We start from the raw sequence: 1,128 nt of genomic DNA on the forward strand, positions 1-1,128 counted from the left end.
GCTGCCGCGAGCCGCGGCCACCTGCTACCCATGGCTCCCTCGTGGCACAATCCGAATCCAGCTCTTGCGGGCCTGGTATTCAGAGAAGGGATGGCAATGCACGCCAGGCGGCGCCGAACTGAAGCTCGGCAGATCGAAATCCGGATCATGGAGGACAACACCGAAACTCGTGTGTCGCTCAGCCACGACCCAATGCCAGTTCCGGCTGGCAGTGCCCTGGCCGTTGTTTACAGCCACGATGCCAAGGCCTTCCACTGCATCCCAGGTGCTCCAGCGCTTCAGCTCAGACTCGATCCCGAGGAGCGCCAGAGCGTACTGCATCTCTGAGAAATTGGTGGCGAGGGGCCGCTTCTTGCGAGCACCTATGCCATTGTCGACGAACAGCTGTCGCACGACACCGTATGGTTTGCCGGAAACCATCGCTGCACAGGCCACCCCGCACCCCAGGCGATCCCGCTGCATCACTTTCTGCACGCGGCAACTCTGTTCCCAGCAGCTCATCAATCGAAGTTCCGAAATTGCTCGGCCGAGAGCGGCACAAAACGAGTTTCCTTGCCAATAAACGCGGTCCGCACGGTACCGGTTTCACCGTTCCGGTGCTTGCCGAGGATCAACTCGGCAACCCCCTTGTACTCAGTGTCCGGGTTGTAGACCTCGTCTCGATAGACGAACATGATGATGTCCGCGTCCTGCTCGATCGCGCCGGACTCCCGCAAGTCTGCGTTCACAGGGCGCTTGTTGGGCCGCTGCTCACACTGGCGGGACAACTGCGATAGCGCGATGACGGGGCAATTGAACTCTTTGGCCAACCCCTTCAATGCCCGGGAGATCTCCGCGACCTCCTGAGTGCGGTTCCCCTCGTAGCCTGGGCAGCGCATCAGCTGCAGGTAATCAACCATGATTGCCGCCGGCGGACCGTACTTACGGGCACCACGCCGAGCCTTCGCTCGTAGCGATGTCGGCGTAAGGTTCGCGGAATCGTCGATCGCCAAACGGTCCTGCATACCCTGAAAGACACCAACGGCTGCCGTCAGCTTCGGCCAGTCTTCATCCTGAAGCTTGCCCCGCAGCAGCGCCTTCAGGTCGATACGCCCCAGCTGGGCGAGGAATCGGAACTGCAACGCCCTT

The 1,128-nt window shown here is 61.1% G+C and carries 2 protein-coding genes; both read right to left on the bottom strand.

The genetic code is table 11. The features are described from left to right. Positions 1 to 24: 24 nt before the first annotated feature. A complete protein-coding gene (locus tag AB0J06_RS26370; RefSeq protein WP_015026481.1) occupies positions 25 to 474 on the bottom strand; it encodes a hypothetical protein in 450 nt (149 codons plus the stop codon). A gap of 26 nt (positions 475 to 500) precedes the next feature. Beyond that, positions 501 to 1,128, bottom strand: a 628-nt coding sequence (locus AB0J06_RS26375) for a DnaB-like helicase C-terminal domain-containing protein (RefSeq protein WP_357432369.1), incomplete at its 5' end; no start/stop codon positions are given.

This window comes from Micromonospora sp. NPDC049679 (assembly GCF_040659735.1).
GTDB lineage: Bacteria > Actinomycetota > Actinomycetes > Mycobacteriales > Micromonosporaceae > Micromonospora_I.